This window comes from Necropsobacter massiliensis (genome assembly GCF_000827595.2).
Taxonomy (GTDB): Bacteria; Pseudomonadota; Gammaproteobacteria; order Enterobacterales; family Pasteurellaceae; genus Necropsobacter; species Necropsobacter massiliensis.
Map to the genome: position 1 here is coordinate 146,124 of NZ_LN776186.1, position 18,232 is coordinate 164,355.

Sequence of the window (18,232 nt, forward strand, 5' to 3'; positions counted from 1 at the left end):
GACCGCACTTTTTCTACTTTTCTACTCAACGAGGAAATATGAACGTTATTATTAAACCGATGCTCGCTTCTCATTATCAGCAGGTTTATGCGTTATGGAACAGTATTGAAGGCATGGATCTGCATGCAGTGGACGACAATCCGACGGCAATCGCCGCCTTTTTAGATTTTAATCCCGATCTGAATTATATTGCCGAAGCAGACGGCAAGGTGGTAGGCGTAGTGATGTGCGGATTCGACGGACGCCGCGCCACCATTTATCATGCTGCGGTGGCGACGGCGTATCGCGGGCAAGGCATTGCCACCGCGCTGCTGGAAACAGTGGAAAATGTGCTGAAAGCTAAACATATCACCAAAGGTCGCTTGCTGGCGTTTAAGTCCAATGAAGCGGCAGCGGTGTTCTGGCAAAAAGCCGGCTGGACGCTGCATAACCGGTTTAATTATTTTTCCAAAAGCCTGCTCTAGTGAGCAATGACTTTCGCGCGTAGCGGCAGGGTTTCCCCGTTATCGAAAAATAGCGTTAGCGGAAATTCGCTGTCTGGCGTCAATGCCTGCGCCGAATCGAACACCATAATATGCAGCCCGCCGCGTTTTAATTCGACACTGCTGTGCGGCGGAATTTCAATGCCTGCCAGCGTCAGCATTTTACCATTTTGCATGCCGTGTAATTCCAAACGGGATGGCAGCGCACTTTCCGCCAGCGCCAGATTAACCGGTTGGTCGGCGGTATTTGTCAGGCGCATAAACACCGCGCTTGGCTCGCCGGCTTTTGCGGTGGCAAACACTACGGGCTGCTCCGCAATAATATCGGCGAACGCGCTCAAGGGCAAAAGTGCGGTCAAAATCAGCAGGGTTTTAGTGAAGAATTTCATGGTTTTTATCCTCTATGATTAACGCGGCGTTATTATAACAGCATTTGGGATAACCTTTAAAACACCGCGGAAAAATGCTATATTGCTCACATTTTTCGGCTTGCTTTTGATTACAACGAGTTATTACGATTCCTATGGCTAATTACTACGACATCACCTTAGCCCTTGCCGGCGTTTGTCAGTCCGCCAAACTGGTTCAGCAGTTCGCCCTGCACGGACAAGCGGATCAGGAGGCGTTTCATACTTCGCTGTCTACTTTGCTGCAAACCGCTCCGGAAAATATTCTGGCGATTTACGGTGGGCACGAACGTCATTTGACATTGGGGTTGCAGGTTTTAATGGAACAGCTGAACGGCAGTGAGCCGGAACTGAACCGTTATTGGCTGAGTTTACTGGCGTTAGAGGGCAAGCTGCATAAGAATCCGCAGGCAAAAGCCGAATTGGCGCGTCGAATTCAGTATTTGCCGACCCAACTACAGCATTATGATTTGTTTGACGAACAGATGCTGTCCACTATCGCCAGCATTTATGTCGATGTAATCAGCCCGTTGGGCAACAAAATTCAAGTGAAAGGCGCACCGCAGTATTTACAGCAGCTGCCGATGCATAATCGAATCCGCGCTTGCCTGTTAGCGGGCATTCGCTCTGCCGTATTATGGCGTCAGGTCGGCGGCAGTAAATGGCAGATTCTCTTTTCACGCCGTAAAATCGCCGCGATGGCACAACAACTTTATTCATCTCTCTAGGAGCAAATTTCTATGCAACTCAACGCATTAACCGCACTTTCCCCTATCGACGGGCGTTATCAGGATAAAGCCGGCGCGCTGCGCGGCATTTTCAGCGAGTTCGGGCTGTTAAAATTCCGTGTTACCGTTGAAGTTCGCTGGTTGCAAAAACTGGCTGCCACTGCACAGATTCAGGAAGTGCCTTCGTTGTCCGCACAAGCAAACGATTACCTTAACGATATCGTGGAAAATTTCAGTTTGCAGGATGCGCAGCGGATTAAAGAAATCGAGCGTACCACCAATCACGATGTGAAAGCGGTGGAATATTTCCTGAAAGAGAAAAGTGCGGCGCTGCCGGAGCTGGCTGCCGTCAGTGAATTTATCCACTTTGCCTGCACCTCAGAAGACATTAACAACTTGTCGCACGCCTTAATGCTGAAAACCGCACGCGAAGACGTAATTTTGCCACAATGGCAAACCCTGATTGACGAAATCAGCCGTTTGGCACAGGCGTATAAAAGCATTCCGTTATTATCCCGCACCCACGGTCAGCCGGCATCGCCGTCCACCGTCGGTAAAGAAATGGCGAATGTGGCATATCGCTTAAAACGCCAGTACAGACAACTGCAACAAGTGGATATACTGGGTAAAATTAACGGTGCGGTCGGCAATTATAACGCCCATTTGTCTGCTTATCCGGAAATTGACTGGCACGCATTCAGTGAAGCCTTTGTCACGTCGTTGGGGCTGACGTGGAACCCGTACACCACACAGATCGAGCCACACGATTATATCGCCGAATTTTTTGATACGGTGGCGCGTTTTAATACCATTATCATTGATTTTGACCGCGATTTATGGGGCTATATTGCGCTGAATCACTTTAAACAGCGCACTGTCGCTGGCGAAATCGGCTCTTCCACCATGCCGCATAAGGTCAATCCGATTGATTTTGAAAACTCGGAAGGCAACCTCGGTCTGGCGAATGCGGTAATGGCGCATTTAGGGACAAAACTGCCGGTTTCCCGCTGGCAGCGCGATCTTACCGATTCCACCGTGCTGCGTAATCTCGGTGTCGGTTTAGGTTATTGTCTGATTGCCTATGCTGCGACCTGTAAAGGGATCAGCAAACTGGAAGTGAATGAACAGCATCTGCGTGATGAGTTGAACCAAAACTGGGAAGTGCTGGCAGAGCCGATCCAAACCGTAATGCGCCGCTACGGCATTGAAAAACCGTATGAAAAACTGAAAGAACTTACCCGCGGCAAACGGGTGGACGAACAGGCGATGCACGACTTTATCGAGAAGCTGGATATTCCGGCACAAGAAAAAGCCCGTCTGCAACAGCTTACCCCCGCCACTTATATCGGTGCCGCGGTGGAATTGGTGGAAAAACTGTAAAAAAATACACCGCACTTTTCGGTGCATATGTAATCCGGTTTTCGGTGAAGGTATAATGCGAAAACGGCTAATACAGACATTGCGCGTCAGGCGCAATGTCTTTTGTTTATGGGTAATCGGCGAAAACGCCGCTCAATCAGGCTAATCCTTCCTGCTTTCTGACATTTTGCACGCCGTTATCCGCTTCGACCCGCGCAATAAAGGCTTTGAATTGATTGAATGCGCTGATATCAATACCCAGTTTGCCGCACCAGTTCAGCATGACATAGCAATATATATCGGCGACAGAAATTTGTTCGCCAAAGAAAATATGGCTTTCCAGATGATGATGGGCGACGCTCAGATACGCTAGTATTTTCTGGATTGCATCACGCCGGACGGCAGCGCCGAGTGCATCGTTGGCATCTGCATAGTTCGGCAGGCGAAACAGCGGGACAAAGGCTTTGTGTACATCGGCGTTAAAAAAAGCCAGCCAGCGCATCGCCTTGGCTTTATCGCGCACGGTTTTGCTGCCGAACAGGCGGGCATCGGGATATACATCATCCAAATAAGACAAAATCGCGATATTCTGCGACAGCACGAGCTCACCGTCTTCCAATACCGGCACGCTGCCTAACGGATTAAGCGCAAGGTATTCTGCGGATTTCAGCATATCGCGCGAAACGGCTTGCGCCTGATACGGTTGTCCGATCCATTCCAGCGCAGTGTGCGGCACGAACGAGCAGGCGCCCGGCAAATAATACAGTTTCATAGCATCTTTCTCCTGTGTAACGAATAAGTGCGGTCATTTTAGCAAGAATTTCGGCAACGGGAAGAGTTAACGCAATTGCAGCGGGTTTTTATTGCGTTGCATAGTTGAGCGGTGTTCTCGGATGATGCTGATAAACGGCTGTGCGAAGCGTTCCAACTTAATTGCCCCGACACCGTTGATCTGTAGCATTTCGTGGCTGGTGGTCGGCTGATATTGCGCCATTTCCTGTAATGTGGCGTCATTAAAGACAATATACGGCGGGATATTTTCCTTGTCGGCAATTTGCTTGCGCAGAAAACGCAGGCGCGCAAACAGATCTTTATCGTAATTTGGCAACACGCTTTTCAGCGGTGCCTGTGCGTTGATGACCGATGAACCGCGCGGCATTGCCAGTTGCAGCGGCTGTTCACCACGCAGCACCGGCTTCGCACTTTCGGTCAGGCGCAGACTGCTGCTGAATTGATCAATCACCTGCTGCACTAATCCCAAATGAATTAACTGACGAATAACCGACTGCCAGTATTCTTGACTATGTTCCTTGCCGATACCGTACACGCTGAGTTGGTCATGAGCGTTATCTTTAATTTTCTGGTTTTGTAATCCGCGTAGCACACCGATGACATAATGGCTGCCGAAACGCTGCCCAACACGATAAATCGCGGACATGACCTTTTGCGCGTCCAGCAGACCGTCGTATTTTTTCGGCGGATCGAGACAAATATCGCAGTTATTGCAGGGTGTTTGGCGCCGTTCGCCGAAATAATTAAGCAACACCAGCCGGCGGCAGGTTTGACTTTCGGCAAATTCGCCGATAGCTTCCAGTTTATGCTGTTCTATCTGGCGCTGTGGACTTTCTGGTTTTTCCAGTAGCATTTTTTGCAGCCAAGCGTAATCGGCTGGCTCATAGAACAGCACGGCTTCTGCCGCTAAATCGTCGCGTCCAGCTCGACCGGTTTCCTGATAATAGGCTTCAATACTGCGCGGCAAATCAAAATGTGCGACAAAACGGACATTGGATTTATTAATGCCCATACCGAAAGCGATGGTAGCGACCACCACCTGAATATTATCGCGCTGAAATGCGTGTTGCACCCGTTCACGCTGTTCACTCGACAGACCAGCATGATAGGCGTCCGCCGCCACACCACGTTTGCGCAGGCTTTCTGCGATGCGCTCCACTTTATTGCGGCTGTTGCAGTAAATAATGCCGCTTTTGCCTTTTTGCCCCAGCACAAAGCGGCACAGCTGTTCCATGGGTTTGAATTTTTCCACTAGCGTATAACGAATATTCGGGCGATCAAAACTGCCGATATAAATATACGGATCCTGCAAATTCAGATGCTGTAGAATATCTTGCCGAGTGGTTTGATCGGCGGTGGCGGTCAGCGCCATAATCGGCGCTTGCGGAAAACAGCTTTTCAAACCGCCGAGTCGGGTATATTCCGGACGAAAATCATGCCCCCATTGGGAAATACAGTGGGCTTCGTCGATGGCGATAAAACTGACTTTGCAATGAGAAATGAAATGAAAAAAGCTGTTGGTCATGGCTTTTTCCGGTGAAATATACAGCAGTTTCAGCTGCCCGGACATGGCTTTGTGCTGCACTTGTTGTTGCTGCTCAAAGGTTTGGCTTGAGTTCAGATAATCGGCCTGAATACCGTTTGCCGCCAGTTGATCCACCTGATCTTTCATTAACGAAATCAGCGGCGAGATCACTAAGGTGAGTCCGGCAAAATACAGCGCGGGAATTTGATAGCACAGCGATTTGCCGTTGCCGGTCGCCATAATGACCAAACTGTCACGCCGCGCCAAGGCGGCGTTGATGATTGCTTGCTGTCCCTGACGGAAAGATTGATAACCGAAAACCGAGCGCAGTATATTCAATGCGGTGTCGCTTGGTGCGGAATCTTGAGTAAAATGCACCGCACTTTCGACCGGTTCTGGCGCCGGATTGTTCATTAGGCGAAGCTCACTTGTTCTCCGTGCGCGCGGCATGCCTGCTCCAGACATTGCCAGAATAATTGCCCGTCGGCGCTAATCCATTGATTGTTTTTGAAGGTGAAATGAAAGCCGCCGGCTTTGCTGGCAAGCCATAGTTCAAGCAGCGGTTCCTGTTTATTGACGACCACTTGGCTGCGGTCGGCGAAAGTAATGGTAAACACAGAGCCTTGGGTGTCGCAATCGGCGTCACAATCCTGTTTTTCTAGCTCGTCTTCAATTTTTAACCAGATTTGTTCGATGTTTTGATGATATTCCGCTACGTTCATTATGTTGTCCTGTTGTGTTGTCATAGGGCTAGATTATAGATATTTTCCCGAGTCAGTACAAATAGAAAAGCGCGACTGGGTTTCGACCACGAGCGGATTATTGAAAACGGCAGAAGACATATTAAAGGGGCTTTAATGTGTCTTTAAAGCCCTGATGAAATAAACGGAATCGATAATTATCGGCAAACTGCGCGCCTTGGTGTTATGGTTTGAGTTCAAAGCGTTGCAGCGGATATTCTGCCGTGTCGCTAAGCAGTTTCAGGCTGTATTCGCCGATGGGGTCGGAGTGATCGAATTTCCAGCAGTTAATGATGCGACCGTTGTCCGGTACGGCGGAAAAAGCAAATTCATGTCGGGTGTTATCTGCACTGGTGGCAGTGTTGAAATGGAAGGTGGCTTTGTCCGGTGAGGTGATGATGAGAGTAAATTTCATCGGCTGTGCGGTTTCCGGCAGCTGTTTTAATTCCCAGCAGAACTGACGGTTGTTATTGTTTTTAGCATAGACACGTCCGTCGCTTAACCAAGGACCGTTTACCGAATCGGCTTTTTTCGCGCCGAAGGTGAAAGTCGGGTCGGCGGCAAATGTGCTGCCGGACAGAAAAAGTGCGGTCAGAATTAATGCAGTTTTTTTCAACATCGTGGCTACTCCGTAAGAACATGAAAAAAGCCGTTAATTTGCATTAACGGCTTTCAGAATTTGGCTCCTCCTGCTGGACTTGAACCAGCGACATACGGATTAACAGTCCGCCGTTCTACCGACTGAACTAAGGAGGAAAAGTGGTGCCTCGAGGCGGAATCGAACCACCGACACGGGGATTTTCAATCCCCTGCTCTACCGACTGAGCTATCGAGGCAACTCATCAGTGGTGCGTATTAAACGTTTTTTTCGCAGTTAAGTCAACCTTTAATTTAAGAATTTTTTTATTTTCCCGCCCGTTTGAACATTTAACAAACGAAAAGGATAGAAATAAATCGGATTCGGTTTAAAAAATAAGAGCGCGCTTGTCGGCCCGCTCTTATCTTCATTTAAATGCCACGCTTTAGCGTCTGACGCGATAGCTTTTTTGCGCCTTATCGACTTTCATCAGATAATTTCTTGCCTGTGAAGAGGGATGGCTGGAGGTCAAAATGCGATAGACCTGTTCCGGATACAGTTGATTGATTTTATCAATCGCCATATCGCGATCTTCGTCAAAGACGCGCAATACTGCGCCGGCACCGCTGTTATAGGCAGAAATCATAGCAAACCGTTTGGAAGTCGGGTTGCTAATGCCGTCCAGATATTTATTTTGTAGCAACCACAGATAAGATGCGCCAGCGTCAATATTTTTTTCCGGATCGAACAGGTAATTTCTTGACGGCTGTCCGCCGCGTCCTTTCATTTGGAATACATCGCGTCCCGCGGTATGCGGCACCACCTGCATCAGACCGATGGCATTGGCGTAGCTTATCGCATACGGGTTAAAGCTGGATTCGGTTTGCATAATGCCTAAAATCAGGCTTTCGTCCAGATTGTAACGACGCGCCGCTTTACGCACCAACGGCACATATTTCTGTGCACGCACTTCAACGTGGTTGGCAATCATCGGAATCACCACAAACTGCACGGTTTTACCGTTGCTTAAACGGCGAACCTGCAACTTGTTTTGGATCAGATAGGTGGCAAAATTGCCAGCAACAATAGTGTTGTTGATCGAACCACCAAGATGATCCACGACCTGACCGACCAAAAACGGTCGTGAGCTGATCGGCACATCGCCGGAGGCGAACATATCGATACCTTTGGCGTCGGAGCCCATCAGCAGGGTGTGGACAATGGCGTTATGCAGCCGATTGATGTCGCTGTGGGTTTCCACGGTGATAATCCCCTCGTCAAAGCTGACGTGGCTGCGGGTATAATAACTGTCCGTGTATTTAACGTAATCTTTACGGCTCGCCACCAACAGTTCGTTCACGCCCCAGATTTGGTCGATATTATAGGAAAATTGACCGGTGAGAATATCTAATCCCTGCGTATCTTTGGCAAAGGCTTCATCATAATTAATGCCCTTGTGCGTCGAACCGCCGCACGCAAACAGAAACGGGATTAACGCGATAATAACGAATTTTTTCATAGATTATTTTTCGGATGGTGGAACATAGCCTTCAATGTGAACGTCTTTGCCTTCAAACAAAAAATTGACCATTTCCTGCTCAAGCAGCTGGCGATGTTGCGCATTCATCATATTAAGTTTTTTTTCGTTAACCAGCATGGTTTGTTTTTTCATCCATTCGCCCCATGCCTGTTTACTGATGTGATCAAAAATACGTTTGCCCAGATCGCCCGGGTAGAGCTGGAAATCCAGTCCCTCCGCCTGCTGTTTTAAATATTCGCAGAATACCGTTCTTGCCATAATGCTTTCTCTTTCTCAAATTGAAGTAACAAATTTTTTACCGGCGTAGCCAGCCCGATTTGATCAGGATTTTGCGGATCATACCAATATTTGACCGCACTTGGTACCGAAGATTCATATTCAGGTGTAATTTCCGCCACTTTTTTCCATTCCGTACGTACGTCATCACAAGGTCGCGGGTGCAATTGAGCATAAATCGGATAAATATCCAGATGGAAATGACTGAACGTATGGCGAAACGCCGGCCATTCGCGATAATGCTCAATATGTCGGCGCGCCAAATAAGCCAGCAGCGTCGCTTTGCTGTCGAATTGTGGAAAACAATACAAGCCGCCCCAAATACCGCTATGTTGTCGCTGTTCCAGGGCGACCTTGCCGTGATTTTCCAGAATTAAAAAGTAACTGTGTCGCACCGGCAGGGTTTTTTTCGGCTTTTTGCCGGGATAATCGTGCCAGTTGCGCTGTGCATTTGCCTGGCAGTGTGCTGCCAGCGGGCAGAGCGTGCATTTTGGTTTGCTGCGGGTGCAGACCATGGCGCCTAGATCCATCATCGCCTGATTAAAATCCGCCACCCGTTTGCCCGGTGTAACCTGCGCGCTTAATTGCCAAAGACGGTTTTCCACCGCTTTTTCTCCCGCCCAGCCGGCAACGGCGAAACAGCGCGACAGCACCCGTTTGACATTGCCGTCTAGAATCGGATAAGGCGCATTTAAGCAGGAAGACAAAATCGCCCCTGCGGTGCTGCGCCCGATACCGCTTAGGGCATGAACCTGCGCAAAGTCGGTGGGAAATTCGCCCCGATACTGATCGCGTATGGTCTGTGCGGCTTTGTGTAAATTGCGGGCGCGGGCGTAATAGCCCAGCCCGGTCCATAAATGCAACACCTCGTCCAAGGGCGCGTCGGCAAGGGCAGTTATGCTCGGAAATTGTTCAATGAAACGCTGAAAATAAGGGATCACCGTGGCGACTTGGGTTTGTTGCAGCATCACTTCCGACAGCCAAACACCGTACAGTGTTTTGTTCTGTTGCCAAGGTAAATGTTTGCGCCCGAATTTGTCATACCACGCCAACACTGCGCGGGCAAAAGGCGCGTCAATGGTTGATTGTGCCTGCATAAAATCAAAAAGTGCGGTTAAAAACGGTGGGATTTTAGCATAAACCCGCCGCCGAAAACACGCGAAAAACATACCGCACTTTGCATTTTGCGGCAAACCTCTTATAATCCCTGCCGACTGCGGCGTAGACATAATGCGCGCCGTTTATTGTAATTCGGATAAGCATGACAGAACAGAAAACAACATTTGCCGATCAGAAACGGAAAACCGTGGAAACCGCGGAATTTACTGCTGACGGGCGTTATAAACGTAAAGTACGCAGTTTTGTGCTGCGTACCGGGCGGCTGAGCGATTTTCAGCGGGCGATGATGAATCAGCACTGGGCATTTTATGGGTTGGAACATCAGCACGCGCCGTTTGATTTTGAACACATTTACGGCAATCATCATCCGGTGATTTTGGAAATCGGCTTCGGCATGGGAAAATCACTGGTGGACATGGCGCTGCACAATCCGGATAAAAATTATCTGGGAATTGAAGTGCATACGCCGGGCGTAGGCGCCTGTATCGCCTATGCGGTGGAAAAACAGGTGCGCAATTTGCGCCTGATTTGTCATGATGCCACGGAAATTCTGCGCGATTGTATCGCCGACGGCAGCCTCGGCGGGGTGCAGTTGTTTTTCCCCGACCCTTGGCATAAAGCCAAACATCATAAACGCCGCATTGTCCAGCCGCACTTTGTGCAAAGCCTGACGTGCAAACTGGCGCCGCAGGGATTTATCCATATGGCAACTGACTGGGAAAATTATGCTCAGCAAATGCTGGAGGTGTTGCAAAGTGCGGTCGGTTTGCGTAATACTTCTGTAACCGGTGATTATATTCCGCGCCCCGATTTTCGTCCGCTGACTAAATTCGAGCAACGTGGTCAGCGTTTGGGGCACGGCGTATGGGATTTGTATTTTATTAAAGATTAATCTGCAAAAGGAGAATAATATGGCGATTAAACGCAATCAAAGACAACGTAAAAAAATGCACTTGGCGGAGTTTCAGGAGCTCGGTTTTCTGGTCAACTGGCAGTTCGCGGAAAATACACCAATTGAGCAGGTTGACGAAGTGGTGGATCGGTTTATTAACGAAGTGATTCGCCCGCACGGTCTGGCATACGAAGGCAGCGGCTATTTGCACTGGGAAGGTTTGGTTTGTCTGGAAAAACTGGGCAAGTGCGACGAAAGTCACCGTGAGACGGTGAAAAACTGGTTGCAAAATAACGGATTGCAGCAGGTTGAAATCAGTGAACTGTTTGATATTTGGTGGGATTATCCGGCTAAATAAGTGTTTTGTCGATCCCGTCTTAAAGGCGGGATTTTGTTGTGTAAAATTCTTGACGAAGTAGTCTTTCGGGCGTAACATTCGGCACGATTTAGTAACAAGAGGACACACACTTTGGACAGTCATAGTCGATACCGATTGCAATCTTTTATCTAAATCTCGTCATTAGCTTATCGGCGGGGTTTCGCGGGTAAGTTTTCATTACCTTATTTCATAGGTATCTTTTAAATCGAATAATAAAAATTTCTAGCGCAGTCAGCGGGGATATTGTTTGATTTTTCTTTGTTCATAGCGTTGTTCATAATTCCTTCAAAGGAGTATGAAGAAATGATTAATGCTTTCGCACTTGAAGAAGCGCGTTTGGTTCGTATTGATGAAACCAATGCTGAATTGGACACTGCCATTTGGCTGGATCTGCTCGAACCGAGCCGTGAAGAACGTGAGATTTTGCAGCAAGGGCTGGGGCAAAGTCTGGCATCCTTCCTTGAACTGGAAGACATTGAGGCATCTGCGCGTTTTTTTGAAGACGCAGACGGTTTGCATCTGCACTCGTTTTTTTATTGTGAAGACGAAGACGACTACGCCGACTTAGCCAGCGTGGCATTTACCGTGCGCGACGGGCGTTTGTTTACCCTGCGTGATCGCGAATTGCCAGCGTTTCGTTTATATCGCATGCGTTCGCGCAATCAGCGGCTGGTGGAATGCAACGCCTATGAAGTGCTGTTGGATCTGTTTGAAACCAAAATTGAGCAGCTGGCGGACGTAATCGAAAATGTGTATGCAGATCTGGAAAAATTAAGCCGGGTGATTTTAGACGGTAAACAGGGTGAAGCCTTTGATGAGGCGCTGGCAACCTTGACCGAACAGGAAGACGCCAGTTCAAAAGTGCGCCTGTGTCTGATGGATACGCAGCGTGCGCTGAGCTTTTTGGTGCGCAAAACGCGGCTACCCGCCAATCAGCTGGAACAGGCGCGGGAAATTCTGCGCGATATTGAATCATTGCAGCCGCATAATGAATCGTTGTTCCAAAAAGTCAATTTTTTAATGCAGGCGGCAATGGGTTTTATTAATATTGAACAGAACCGGATTATTAAAATTTTCTCGGTGGTGTCGGTGATTTTTCTGCCGCCGACATTGGTCGCCTCCAATTACGGCATGAATTTTCACGATATGCCGGAATTGAATTTTGCTTTCGGTTATCCGATGGCGTTAGGATTAATGGTGTTGGCTGCGATTGCGCCTTATTTATATTTTAAACACAAAGGCTGGTTATAATTCAAAGGAATCACAATGGGATTAAATTCAATTCAATTTTTAGTCTATACGTTAATTAATGTGTATTGTTTCGTTTTGCTCCTGCGCGCTTGGTTTCAGTTTTGTCGGGTGGATTTTTATAATCCGCTGTCGCAAACCTTGGTAAAGCTGACCAATCCGTTGTTGGCGCCGCTGCAAAAACTGATTCCGACGGTGAAAAATCTGAATCTGGCGGCGCTTGCGCTGACAATCATACTCGGTACAATCAAATATCCGTTGCTGAATATGCTCGGTTCCACGCTGGTGGTGGCCAATCCGATCAATTATTTGTTTATCGGTTTGCTGCACAGCTTACGCACCTTCGGTGAAGCGGCGCTGTATGTGATTTTTATTGAGGCGATCATGAGCTGGTTTAACCGCGCCCAAAACCCGCTGCAATATACTTTATACCAACTGACGCAGCCTCTACTAAATCCGATTCGACGGATTTTGCCGAACACCGGCATGATCGATTTTGCGCCGATGATTTTGGCGTTTATCCTGTTTTACGCTAACCGCGTGCTGTATGATGTGTTCCCGGCGCTGTGGCCGCTGGCTTAAGCGGCAAAGTGCGGTCATTTTTTCGGGTTTTTTATGCCGGTAGCAGAGAAAATAAACCATGATTTACGCCTATGGATTTTTCTACAGCCTAAGGCGAGTCGGGATCAAATTGCGGGCGTGCATGACGGAGAATTGAAAGTCAGCATCACCGCACCGCCGGTAGACGGACAGGCGAACGCCCACTTACTGAAGTTTCTGAGCAAAACGTTTAAAGTGCCGAAAAGCACGATTGTGTTGGAAAAAGGCGCGTTAAGCCGGCATAAGCAGATTTTGATTCCGGCACCGAAAGTGATCCCGCCACAGATTCAAACATTACTTTGAGGGCAACCGGCGTTGTCCTGTTTTATTGCGGTGATTCGGTTAAGTTCAATTCGAAAATGCGTTTCTGCGGGTTAATTCTGAATCCTTCGCGCGCTAACATCGCCTCCTGGCAGGATTGCTGTTCAACCACCAAGCGAGTAGATTGGGTATAGCGCACAAATTCTTTCGCCTTGGCGATAAGTGCGGTATAAATTTCGGTGTAATTAGCGCTTTCGGCGACGAAAATGTCCGTCAGCTGCCAATAGCGCTGAAGCTGAAGCGAAGACAAACGGGGATAAAGCTGAATAAAGCCAAGCGGTTGGCGGACATCATCCACCGCCATGAAAAAGATGCTTTCGCTAAAACGGATACGATCGGTCAGAAAGGCGCGGGTGCGTTCCGGGCTTTCCGGCATGCCCTGTGCCATGCGATAGCGCTCGAATAAAGCGTGCAGACTGTCAAGATTCCATTGTTCGGCTTTAAAGATCTTCATATTACGGTCAATCGGCTATTTTTTGTAACATTCATACAGTGGATTGTATCTTTTTGCCGCACAATAATCATCTGTTGCGAAAAAATTTTTTTGCAAACGGCGAAAAAGTGCCGAAAAAATAGAAAAATTTGGTATAGTAAACCGGTTATTTTTATTATTAATGAAATGGAGAAAAACAAATGGCACGTCGTCCTTTAGTTATGGGTAACTGGAAATTAAACGGTAGCAAAGCATTTACCAAAGCGTTGATCAACGGGTTAAACGTCGAACTTGCGGGGGTTGAGGGCTGCGATGTAGCGATTGCGCCGCCGGTAATGTATCTGGCGGAAGCTGAAGCCGCGCTTGCCGGCAGTAAAATCGCGTTAGGTGCGCAGAATGTGGACTTAAACAAACAAGGCGCATTTACCGGCGATATTTCGGTTGAAATGCTGAAAGATTTCGGCGCCAAGTACATCATTATCGGTCACTCCGAACGTCGCCAGTATCACAAAGAAAGTGATGAATTTATTGCGAAAAAATTCGGCGTGTTAAAAGAAGCCGGTTTGGTGCCGGTTTTGTGTATCGGTGAAAGCGAAGCAGAAAACGAAGCGGGCAAAACGCAAGAAGTGTGCGCACGCCAAATTGATGCCGTTATCAATGCGCTGGGTGTAGAAGCCTTTAATGGCGCAGTGATTGCCTACGAGCCGATTTGGGCAATTGGCACCGGCAAATCCGCTACTCCGGCACAGGCGCAAGCGGTACATGCCTTTATTCGCGCACATATCGCACAAAAATCGCAGGCGGTCGCGGATCAGGTAATCATTCAGTACGGCGGTTCGGTCAATGACGGCAATGCGGCGGAATTGTTCACTCAGCCGGATATCGACGGCGCACTGGTCGGCGGCGCCTCTTTGAAAGCGCCAGCATTTGCGGTGATTGTTAAAGCGGCGGCAAAAGCCAAAAATTAATCGGTTTCGTTTCGCCTGAACAAAAGTGCGGTAATTTTTACCGCACTTTCTTTATGCCGCGCCGATAACCCTTTATACTACGGCAATTTATGGGATTAAAAGTCAGTTTGCTATGTGGCGTTTTTTATATACATTAACCCTGTATTTTCTCCAACCGTTTATTCTGCTGTTTATGTTGCTGCGCAGTTTTAAGGCGCCAAATTACCGTAAACGCCTTGCTGAGCGATACGGCTATTATCCCGCCGGACTGGCTGCGCCGCAGCCGCACGGTGTGATTATTCATGCCGCCTCGGTGGGCGAGGTGATTGCCGCCACGCCGTTGGTTCGTCGCATTCAACGCGATTACCCGAATTTGCCGATTACCCTAACTACGGTGACGCCGACCGGTTCGGATCGCGTGAAGGCGGCGTTTGGCGACAGCGTGACGCACGTGTATCTGCCCTATGATCTGCCGACCTGTTTAAGGCGCTTTATTCGCTTTATTCAACCCAAAGTCTGCATTGTGATTGAAACCGAAATCTGGCCGAATTTAATTCATCAGTTATATCATCGCGGCGTTCCCTTTATTATCGCCAACGCGCGTTTATCGGCGCGCTCGGCAATTCGCTACGGCTGGATCAAGGATAAATTACAGAATATGCTGCGGGAAATCCGATTAATTGCGCCACAGGATGAAATCAGCGGTAAGCGTTATCAGGCGCTTGGTTATAATCCGAAAAAATTGCAATTAACTGGCAATATTAAATACGATCTGACCATTACCGCGGAATTGTCGGCAAACATTCTGCGATTGCGCGACAGTTGGGTAAAAGGGCGTTTTGTCTGGGTGGCGGCGAGCACCCATGAGGGCGAAGAAAGCATTATTTTAGAAACTCACCGCATCTTGCTTAAGCGCTTTCCCGATTTATTGCTGATTCTGGTTCCGCGCCATCCCGAACGCTTTAATGCAGTCGCCGAGTTAATTAAAAAATACCGCTTTAATTACATTCGCCGCAGCGACGATATCGCTCCCGATTGCCACGTTCAGGTTGTGCTGGGCGATACCATGGGCGAGCTGATGCTGATGTACGGCATTTGTGATGTCGCCTTTGTCGGCGGCAGTTTAGTGAAACACGGCGGGCACAATCCGCTAGAACCGCTGGCGTTTAAAGTACCGGTAATCAGCGGCAAATATACGTTCAACTTTCCCGATGTATTTCGCAAATTACTTGAAGTGCAGGGCGCGTTGAAGGTTAATGAAAACAGCAAAGCGCTATCAAGAGCGGTCAGTATTTTCTTACATTCGCCGCTATTGCGTGAACGTTACGGCAGCGCCGGTCATGAAGTATTAATTGAAAACCGCGGTGCGTTGCAGCGTTTATTCGACTTATTGCGTCCCTATCTGGAAAAACAGGTATAACGATGAAAACAGCGATTTATCCCGGCACCTTTGATCCGATTACCAACGGACATTTAGATATTATTGAACGCAGCGCAGCGTTGTTTGCGCAAGTTACAGTGGCGATTGCCGAAAATCCGCGTAAAAAGCCGCTGTTCGATTTAAACGAGAGAGTGGCGTTGACCGAACAGGCGCTGGCGCATGTGCCGAATGTGAAAGTGCTTGGTTTTTCCGGTTTGTTGGCGGACGTTGTGCTGACCAACCGCATCGACGCCATTATTCGCGGCGTGCGTACCGCCACCGATTTTGAATATGAGCTGCAATTAGCCAGCCTAAACCGTTTGTTGACCAAAGGGGTGGAAAGTTTGTTTTTGCCACCGACGGAAAAATGGGCTTATCTGTCATCCACGATTGTCAGAGAGATTTACCTGCATGGTGGCGATGTTAGCCAACTAGTGCCGCCGGCGGTATTCCGCGCGCTGTCGGCACGTTGATATTTGGACGGCGCAGCGGGCTTAACGGCTTGAATGGCAGTTGATGCTGTTGGTCTATCTGCCGTTACAGGGCGTTAATGTGCCGCAAGAGGATGCCGATAGCCCTGTAATAGTTGCTGCCAATCTTCGCTGCGAAATTGAATGCCCATTCTGACAGTTTCTTTCATAAAAGAGCGGTGCAATCGCCGTAAGTTTTCTGTTTTCCAATTTTCGCCGGATTTTTCACCGCACTTATCAAAATCCAACAGCCAGTATTTTTCCTGTCCGTCATCAAGCTGTTGCACTAAAATGTTGTGGGCATTCAGATCCGTATGGCGAATTTGCAGATTATGCAGTTGTCGAATTAAGCCGCCGATACTGCGCCAGGCTTGCGCGGAGAGGGACTGTTGCTGTAAAAGTGCGGTCAGATCGCGGGCATTTTCGACTTTTTCCGTCAGAATATCCGCACGATAACAGCCAAATGCGCTTTTTTCCACTTTTGCGCCGATGGGTTTCGGCACCGGCAAGCCTGCCTGATACAATTTATTCAGAAGTTTGAATTCGGCGAAACTGCGGGTTTGTGCCAGCTCGCTGAAATAGTAATGATCTTTATTAATTTTGCCCCACAGCCCGCCGCGATAGTAATGACGCAATGCACAGTTAACGCCGAACAGCTCCTCGCTGCGGATAAACCAAGTGGTACCGCGACCTGTTGCCGAGCCGATAATTCGGTTTTGCTGTCGCCAGAAATCCGGTGAGAAAAAATGTTCCTGATCCGGCAAGGCGGAAGAAAAGTTAAATATAAAAAAAGTTTTTTGTTGCTGTAATTCAAGCATATTCAATTAATTTCTTATAAAATAAAGCACATAAATATTCTACGTGAAAATAAGAATAATTCTAGGGTCTGTTGTACGCAGACCGCTGTGCACAGGAAAAAATTATGTCGCTTTTCTCTCAACCGCCGCAGTCTATCTGTATTTTACGTTTGTCCGCTATCGGCGATGTTTGCCATGCGTTAGCAGCCGTACAGCAGATTCAGCGCCACTGGCCACAGACAACAATCACTTGGATTATCGGCAAAACCGAAGCCCGACTTTTTGCGCATGTGCAGGGAATCGAATTTATTGCTTATGATAAAAAAAGCGGCTGGCAAGGCGTGCTGGCGTTATGGAAACAATTACGCGGGCGGCAGTTTGATGCGCTGCTGAATATGCAAACTGCCGTTCGCGCTTCGCTAATTTCGTTGGGCATTCGGGCGCGCTATAAGATTGGTTTCGGTCGGCAGCGAACGCGCGAAGGACAATGGTTGTTTGTTAACCGCCGCATTGAAGATCCGCAATCTGTGCATGTGCTGGACGGTTTTCTGGCGTTTGTGCGCTATCTCGGTGTGCCGGTCGCGCCGCCGCACTGGGATTTGGGCGTGACTGAGGAGGATAAACGGAAAGTGCGCGGCTATCTTGATGTTCAACGCAAAAATCTGCTGATTTCCCCCTGTTCCAGCAAAGCGGAAAAAGACTGGCTGCCGGAGCGCTATGCGCAAATTGCCAATCTGGCGCAGTGGCATAATATGCATGTGATTTTATGCGGTTCGCCAGCACCACGGGAAATGGAAACCACCGCGCGAATTGCGGCGTTATGTGATGTTACGCCGCTTAATTTGTGCGGTAAAACCAGTTTGCCAGAGTTAACCGCGTTGATCGGCATGGCGGATTTGCTGATCGCCCCCGACAGCGGACCGGCACATATTGCAACCACGCAGGGCACGCCGGTTATCGGCTTGTATGCTTATCATAATCCGCTGCGCACCGGACCTTATTATAATCTATCGGATGTGGTTTCTGTGTATGAGCAGAATGCGCTGCGCGAATTCGGTAAACCCTCCGCACAACTGCCTTGGGCAACGAAATTGAAGGGGAAAAATTTAATGGCGCAAATTGAGGTGGCGGATGTTGCGGCGCACATGCGGAAACTGGGATTATTGTGACGGCTTAAAAA

General features: G+C 48.6%; 21 protein-coding genes, 2 tRNA genes and 1 pseudogene. 12 read left to right on the forward strand and 12 right to left on the reverse strand.

Annotated elements, in window-relative coordinates:
* The first annotated feature begins 38 nt into the window (after positions 1–38).
* Positions 39–464, forward strand: coding sequence for a GNAT family N-acetyltransferase (locus BN3349_RS07740; protein WP_032107909.1), 426 nt, complete (start codon positions 39–41; stop codon positions 462–464).
* Here the strand turns inward: BN3349_RS07740 and BN3349_RS07745 are convergent.
* Positions 461–871 (reverse strand): copper chaperone PCu(A)C, encoded by a 411-nt coding sequence (locus tag BN3349_RS07745; RefSeq protein ID WP_040976760.1) that lies wholly within the window; start codon positions 869–871, stop codon positions 461–463. The genes BN3349_RS07740 and BN3349_RS07745 overlap by 4 nt on opposite strands.
* A 134-nt stretch (positions 872–1,005) precedes the next feature.
* Here BN3349_RS07745 and hflD point away from each other — a divergent pair, with 134 nt between their 5' ends.
* Both hflD and purB read left to right on the forward strand, forming a co-directional pair.
* The gene (gene hflD / locus BN3349_RS07750) at positions 1,006–1,617 is read left to right on the forward strand and encodes a high frequency lysogenization protein HflD (RefSeq protein ID WP_040976761.1); all 612 of its coding nucleotides are present in this window, start codon (positions 1,006–1,008) and stop codon (positions 1,615–1,617) included.
* A 12-nt stretch (positions 1,618–1,629) separates the two neighbouring features.
* A complete protein-coding gene (gene purB, locus BN3349_RS07755) occupies positions 1,630–2,997 on the forward strand; it encodes an adenylosuccinate lyase (protein ID WP_040976762.1) in 1,368 nt (455 codons plus the stop codon).
* 136 nt (positions 2,998–3,133) lie between these two features.
* Here purB and BN3349_RS07760 read toward each other — a convergent pair whose 3' ends face one another.
* The 9 genes and pseudogenes from BN3349_RS07760 to mutY form a co-directional block, all read right to left on the reverse strand.
* Positions 3,134–3,748: a glutathione S-transferase family protein gene (locus BN3349_RS07760; RefSeq protein ID WP_040976763.1), complete on the reverse strand. Its 615-nt coding sequence runs from the start codon at positions 3,746–3,748 to the stop codon at positions 3,134–3,136.
* A 66-nt stretch (positions 3,749–3,814) separates the two neighbouring features.
* On the reverse strand, positions 3,815–5,707 hold the full coding sequence (gene recQ / locus BN3349_RS07765) for a DNA helicase RecQ (RefSeq protein WP_040976764.1): 1,893 nt from the start codon (positions 5,705–5,707) through the stop codon (positions 3,815–3,817).
* Positions 5,707–6,015: an iron donor protein CyaY gene (cyaY, locus tag BN3349_RS07770; RefSeq protein WP_040976765.1), complete on the reverse strand. Its 309-nt coding sequence runs from the start codon at positions 6,013–6,015 to the stop codon at positions 5,707–5,709. Before cyaY ends, recQ begins: the two co-directional genes overlap by 1 nt.
* A gap of 202 nt (positions 6,016–6,217) precedes the next feature.
* Positions 6,218–6,652: a PM0630 family protein gene (locus tag BN3349_RS07775; RefSeq protein ID WP_040976766.1), complete on the reverse strand. Its 435-nt coding sequence runs from the start codon at positions 6,650–6,652 to the stop codon at positions 6,218–6,220.
* Positions 6,653–6,713: 61 nt separating this feature from the next.
* A tRNA-Asn gene (locus tag BN3349_RS07780) sits at positions 6,714–6,789 on the reverse strand.
* Positions 6,790–6,793: 4 nt separating this feature from the next.
* Positions 6,794–6,869, reverse strand: a tRNA-Phe gene (locus BN3349_RS07785).
* Positions 6,870–7,055: 186 nt separating this feature from the next.
* A complete protein-coding gene (gene mltC / locus BN3349_RS07790; RefSeq protein ID WP_040976767.1) occupies positions 7,056–8,129 on the reverse strand; it encodes a membrane-bound lytic murein transglycosylase MltC in 1,074 nt (357 codons plus the stop codon).
* A gap of 3 nt (positions 8,130–8,132) precedes the next feature.
* Positions 8,133–8,408, reverse strand: a complete 276-nt coding sequence (locus BN3349_RS07795) for an oxidative damage protection protein (protein ID WP_040976768.1) — start codon at positions 8,406–8,408, stop codon at positions 8,133–8,135.
* A pseudogene (gene mutY, locus BN3349_RS07800) lies at positions 8,389–9,523 on the reverse strand (A/G-specific adenine glycosylase); the annotation flags it as partial. The gene BN3349_RS07795 and the pseudogene mutY, both read right to left, overlap by 20 nt.
* Positions 9,524–9,687: 164 nt before the next feature.
* Here mutY and trmB point away from each other — a divergent pair.
* The 5 genes from trmB (at position 9,688) to yggU (ending at position 12,967) form a co-directional block, all read left to right on the forward strand.
* Complete coding sequence (gene trmB / locus BN3349_RS07805) at positions 9,688–10,437, forward strand: tRNA (guanosine(46)-N7)-methyltransferase TrmB (RefSeq protein WP_040976769.1); 750 nt, start codon at positions 9,688–9,690, stop codon at positions 10,435–10,437.
* Positions 10,438–10,456: 19 nt separating this feature from the next.
* On the forward strand, positions 10,457–10,795 hold the full coding sequence (locus BN3349_RS07810) for a YggL family protein (RefSeq protein ID WP_040976770.1): 339 nt from the start codon (positions 10,457–10,459) through the stop codon (positions 10,793–10,795).
* Between the two features lie 324 nt (positions 10,796–11,119).
* A complete protein-coding gene (gene corA / locus BN3349_RS07815) occupies positions 11,120–12,067 on the forward strand; it encodes a magnesium/cobalt transporter CorA (protein WP_040976771.1) in 948 nt (315 codons plus the stop codon).
* A 15-nt stretch (positions 12,068–12,082) separates the two neighbouring features.
* Positions 12,083–12,646 (forward strand): YggT family protein, encoded by a 564-nt coding sequence (locus tag BN3349_RS07820; protein ID WP_040976772.1) that lies wholly within the window; start codon positions 12,083–12,085, stop codon positions 12,644–12,646.
* A gap of 33 nt (positions 12,647–12,679) precedes the next feature.
* Positions 12,680–12,967 (forward strand): DUF167 family protein YggU, encoded by a 288-nt coding sequence (gene yggU, locus BN3349_RS07825; RefSeq protein WP_040976773.1) that lies wholly within the window; start codon positions 12,680–12,682, stop codon positions 12,965–12,967.
* Between the two features lie 22 nt (positions 12,968–12,989).
* On the opposite strand, the gene BN3349_RS07830 is transcribed toward yggU, so the two are convergent.
* Positions 12,990–13,439: a hypothetical protein gene (locus BN3349_RS07830; protein ID WP_040976774.1), complete on the reverse strand. Its 450-nt coding sequence runs from the start codon at positions 13,437–13,439 to the stop codon at positions 12,990–12,992.
* Between the two features lie 179 nt (positions 13,440–13,618).
* Between BN3349_RS07830 and tpiA the strand changes: the two genes are divergently transcribed.
* From tpiA to coaD, 3 genes are all read left to right on the forward strand, one after another.
* Positions 13,619–14,386 carry a triose-phosphate isomerase gene (gene tpiA / locus BN3349_RS07835; protein ID WP_040976775.1) on the forward strand — a complete coding sequence of 256 codons (768 nt, stop codon included), beginning with the start codon at positions 13,619–13,621 and terminating at the stop codon, positions 14,384–14,386.
* A gap of 112 nt (positions 14,387–14,498) precedes the next feature.
* Positions 14,499–15,785 carry a lipid IV(A) 3-deoxy-D-manno-octulosonic acid transferase gene (gene waaA, locus BN3349_RS07840; RefSeq protein ID WP_040976776.1) on the forward strand — a complete coding sequence of 429 codons (1,287 nt, stop codon included), beginning with the start codon at positions 14,499–14,501 and terminating at the stop codon, positions 15,783–15,785.
* Between the two features lie 2 nt (positions 15,786–15,787).
* Entirely contained in the window at positions 15,788–16,258 is a 471-nt protein-coding gene (gene coaD / locus BN3349_RS07845) for a pantetheine-phosphate adenylyltransferase (protein WP_040976777.1), read from the forward strand.
* Between the two features lie 74 nt (positions 16,259–16,332).
* Here the strand turns inward: coaD and BN3349_RS07850 are convergent, their stop codons facing one another.
* Entirely contained in the window at positions 16,333–17,073 is a 741-nt protein-coding gene (locus BN3349_RS07850) for a 3-deoxy-D-manno-octulosonic acid kinase (RefSeq protein WP_040976778.1), read from the reverse strand.
* 104 nt (positions 17,074–17,177) lie between these two features.
* Between BN3349_RS07850 and BN3349_RS07855 the strand changes: the two genes are divergently transcribed.
* Positions 17,178–18,221, forward strand: coding sequence for a glycosyltransferase family 9 protein (locus BN3349_RS07855; protein ID WP_040976779.1), 1,044 nt, complete (start codon positions 17,178–17,180; stop codon positions 18,219–18,221).
* Positions 18,222–18,232 lie beyond the last annotated feature (11 nt).